At 57.6% G+C, this 3,294-nt stretch carries 4 protein-coding genes; 1 reads left to right on the forward strand and 3 read right to left on the reverse strand.

Annotation, left to right across the window (positions count from 1 at the left end; translation table 11 throughout):
- Positions 1-2: 2 nt before the first annotated feature.
- The gene (locus WCA53_RS32405; protein WP_423921489.1) at positions 3-929 is read right to left on the reverse strand and encodes a CHAD domain-containing protein; all 927 of its coding nucleotides are present in this window, start codon (positions 927-929) and stop codon (positions 3-5) included.
- A gap of 314 nt (positions 930-1,243) precedes the next feature.
- Positions 1,244-1,561 (reverse strand): hypothetical protein, encoded by a 318-nt coding sequence (locus WCA53_RS32410; RefSeq protein ID WP_423921492.1) that lies wholly within the window; start codon positions 1,559-1,561, stop codon positions 1,244-1,246.
- 565 nt (positions 1,562-2,126) lie between these two features.
- Between WCA53_RS32410 and WCA53_RS32415 the strand changes: the two genes are divergently transcribed.
- Positions 2,127-3,128 (forward strand): class I SAM-dependent methyltransferase, encoded by a 1,002-nt coding sequence (locus WCA53_RS32415; protein WP_423921497.1) that lies wholly within the window; start codon positions 2,127-2,129, stop codon positions 3,126-3,128.
- Between the two features lie 20 nt (positions 3,129-3,148).
- Here WCA53_RS32415 and WCA53_RS32420 read toward each other — a convergent pair whose 3' ends face one another.
- Entirely contained in the window at positions 3,149-3,292 is a 144-nt protein-coding gene (locus tag WCA53_RS32420) for a helix-turn-helix domain-containing protein (protein WP_423921502.1), read from the reverse strand.
- Positions 3,293-3,294 lie beyond the last annotated feature (2 nt).

A 3,294-nucleotide genomic window follows, 5' to 3' on the forward strand; every position in this document is an offset into this window, starting at 1 on the left:
GCTTATTGCATGCGGCGCAAGTGCTTTTGCGCTGAGCGCAAAGTCTTCTGCTTGTGTTTGGCCATCCACTTCAAAGTTTGCTGCAGGTCGTTTTCTTCGACTTGAGCTAACGGCGCCTCGCGCAGCTTGGCTTCGCTTACAACGGCATCGTTAAGATTGCCGAGTTTGCGTTGAAACGTCGCTAGGCGCTTGATCGCCTTTTCATGGTGCCCGCTGAAGATTGGCGCGAAGAATTCAAGCAAATATCGAAGCTTTTTCCCGGCGATTCGAACTTCGTGGAGCGCCTCGTAATCGGGGTGCTTGTGACGCATCGCGTGTTTTGTCTGTTGCTTGAGCGTTTTCTCGGCTTTCCTTACGCGAGTCTCGGCGAACGCTAGAACGGGATCTTCGGAGCATGCCTCGATCTGACGAAGTGTTCCAAGCAGTGCAGTTCGCGCGAGTGCGCCGATTTCAGCTTCCTTTATGGTTGCCCGACTCGACGATAAGGCGAGTTGCCGCTGTTCGGCTATAGCTGAGATGGCGCTACTTGCGACCGAGCGGATCTGATCGTCCGACGTAAGAAGTTCGCCGAGCACATCCCAGTCGCGTGTGTTTCCGGCTGCGCCCGCTAGCCGTTTGAAGTTCTCGCTATCGTGTTGGGCCTGAGCGCGATCCATCAGCGGTCCGAAGGCCCACCAAAGCGCGCGTAGTTGACGCAGTGCAACCCGGAGCTTGTGAAGCGTCTCCGCGTTGTCATTCGCCTCCAGGTCGCGGGCGCGCTGGGTAACCTCGTCAACGACAGGGCCTGCCAGCGCGAAGAACGCGCGCGGGATGTTCATGTGCTTCGTCAGCGAAACGGAAGAATTCGCTTGACCGGGATCGGCGGCATCATGATCGGTAGTCTCATGCGACGTGGTCGCAGCCACCCGACTGACATCTGGTCCGTCCATAAATGACCTCATCCGAAAAGCATTGACCGTGTGTTTCGACAGGGTAGCGAATCGTCTGGTTTTTTCTGAATTCCAGCCAGTTTAATGCCGCTGAGCTCGCCGAGGTCAGGACCGTCCAAAACCCGGCCCCCGGCCACGCCCCGTCCAATGTCAACACGCCTAGCGGTGTGACCGCTTTTTCCCCGCCGAGGTTGAACTTGCGGGCGCCCGGGCGAGCCACCGGGTCGTCGTCTCTGCGCCAGAAACTTCTGTCATCGCCTCGGCAATAAGGCTGGCGCGCTGCTCGCGCGTAAAGCTTGAATACGCGACCCCGTCTACAACACCATGCTTTTCAAAAGATGAACCGCGGCCGACCGGTTTGCCTTTTCGACTTCCAGGTCGTTGCGGGCTTCATCCAGTTCCGTTTGCAAGCGGCCGGCTGCACTCGTCGCTTGCGAGACCTCAAACTGCAGCAGGTCGATCTTGACCTCGAGGTCGGAAGTTTTCGCCGATACGCGCAATTGCATCTGGGCGAGCTCACCTTTCAGGTTGTGCTCGCGCTTAAGGCTTTGCTCAAGTAACTGGTCGCGGCTGTACTGCGGACCGCCACGGCGGCGAAGTAAAGAACCGAACGTGCTCTCAATGATTCCCATGCGTTTTTCACCCCGAGGAAAAATCCAGATCGGCGACCAGAAGCCCGGCACATCGCGCCGGACTCGATCTGGTTCAAGTGCCTGCTTTCGATATTTACGGCAAAAATACCACTAACTTTAGTCGTTTGGTCAGATCAAATGAGATCGGGGCTTTTCGCCAATGCAGTCACACGCAAACCTCACGGATCTCGTTCCCGTCGTTTAAATCAGCGAAGTCGTGCTTGGCTAGCGGCGTTGCCCGGAATACGTGCGGGGAGTAAAAGAGCTGAAGGAAGTGAAGGAGTCGTTTGCGAGATTTAATTAGTATTGCAAATGAGGTATTACGAATGCCTGGCTCAAAACAGAATCGGGCCCCATATGCTGCCCTGCGTTCGCTGAAACACATAAGTATCTGGCGCTTACAACTATCTTAAAAAAGCCGGAGAAACGCGCAGGCCATAGAGACGTTATCCGCTCCGCGGCACCGAACGGCTTAATCCACTGACAATAAGTAGCACTAGCGACCCCCGTCGTTCTGGGTGCCGCATGCACGCAACCAACATGATGCCGAAGGGGGATAGCGCCAATGAACACAGATCCGAGCCTGAACCTGTTTGCGATCCCAGACGCGCTAGCGTCGCTGGATGCCGATGAGAGACCCGTGCAGAGTCCTGCTCCTGCTTTGGGTCAGCAGGTCGGGCACAGTTGGGCTGAATACTATGAACGTTTGCAGCCCTATCTGAGCGCGGACGCATCGATCCATGGCACAGCGTTTCCTGAGGCCAAGATCGAGCGCTATTCTCCCGGCATGCGGGCAAACGCAGTTTACTTCGACAATCCGCAGTGGATGGACATCTGGCTGAAGTACGTGCATCGCTATCCGCAATGGCGCGAACGCTGGCAAGCCGCGATCGGCTCGCTGGACGGCAAGGTGCTGGTTGACATCGGCTGTGGGCCCGGCAACGTGCTCGCCTCGCTGGGCGGCAACCCCCGCGAAGCCATAGGCGTGGATATTGCGCCCGGCAGCCTGGAAATGGCTGCACAGGTGGGTTACGTGCCGTTGCTTGCGGATGCGCACGCCGTGCCTTTGAAATCGGGCATTGCCGATATCGTCGCGATCAACGGCTCGCTGCATCATTGCGACGACATGCGCCGTGTGCTGGCCGAGGCTGCGCGCATCGTGCGGCCGGGTGGCATCCTTATCACCGACCACGATCCTCAGCAGACAGCATGGGCATTCCGGGGTATCGCGCTGATGATGTGGCGTCTGCGGGTGCCGATCTACCGCTGGATCAAACGCGGCGGTCATAGCCCGCAGAACGATGAACAAACGTGGGCGCTTGCGACCGAACTGCATCACCGTCCGGGCGATGGTACGTCGGAAGCCCTTCTGCGTTCGATGCTCGAACCCCTGGGTTTTTCCGTCGACATCTATCCGCACAACCATTTTGTGGGGAAGGAAGTATTCGACGGAGTGAGGGGCCGTCCGCCGTTCAAAATACGACTGGCGCAGCGCCTGTCGTTGATCGATCCAGCCTCCCGCGCTGCGGCGATGAGTCTCTTCAGCGTATCTCGGCGCCCCCTGTAGGCAGCGCGTTCACCCAACTATCACGGATGAGAGTCGCCGAGACTGGCGGCTCGCAATCGGTCGAAATCCAAAATGGCGATTTCCCCGAATTTGAGGCTCAAGATACGTTGATTTTCGAGGTTCTTGAGCAACTGATTCGTGGTCTGTCGCGACAGCGACACCATTG

Origin of the sequence: Caballeronia sp., assembly GCF_049581465.1 — a bacterium.
Taxonomy (GTDB): domain Bacteria; phylum Pseudomonadota; class Gammaproteobacteria; order Burkholderiales; family Burkholderiaceae; genus Caballeronia.

Bases quoted from the DNA above. Each gene is read 5' to 3' on its own strand.
- WCA53_RS32405 (WP_423921489.1), bottom strand. From the start codon at position 929: ATGGACGGACCAGATGTCAGTCGGGTGGCTGCGACCACGTCGCATGAG.
- WCA53_RS32410 (WP_423921492.1), bottom strand. From the start codon at position 1,561: ATGGGAATCATTGAGAGCACGTTCGGTTCTTTACTTCGCCGCCGTGGC.
- WCA53_RS32415 (WP_423921497.1), top strand. From the start codon at position 2,127: ATGAACACAGATCCGAGCCTGAACCTGTTTGCGATCCCAGACGCGCTA.
- WCA53_RS32420 (WP_423921502.1), bottom strand. From the start codon at position 3,292: ATGGTGTCGCTGTCGCGACAGACCACGAATCAGTTGCTCAAGAACCTC.